Here is a 249-nt window from a genome sequence, read left to right as displayed (position 1 = left end):
TGGATGTTGATCATTTACAGTTTTTTTATGGTCAAGCTACTAAGGGCGTACGGTGGATGCCTAGGCAGAGAGAGGCGATGAAGGACGTGGTAAGCTGCGATAAGCTTCGGTTAGCCGCTAAACAAGCTTTGACCCGGAGATTTCCGAATGGGGAAACCTACTGGAGGTAATGCTCCAGTAACGCATGGTGAATACATAGCCATGCGTGGCGAACGAGGGGAACTGAAACATCTAAGTACCCTCAGGAAA

Annotated in this window: 1 rRNA gene; it reads left to right on the top strand. The window is 48.6% G+C overall.

The features are described from left to right. Positions 1–29: 29 nt before the first annotated feature. Positions 30–249, top strand: a 23S ribosomal RNA gene (locus E8L22_RS21330); the annotation flags it as partial.

Source organism: Geomonas ferrireducens, from assembly GCF_004917065.1.
GTDB classification, from domain to species: domain Bacteria; phylum Desulfobacterota; class Desulfuromonadia; order Geobacterales; family Geobacteraceae; genus Geomonas; species Geomonas ferrireducens.
Note: the sequence above shows the minus strand (reverse complement) of the source record. Positions and strands in the feature narration are given on the sequence as shown.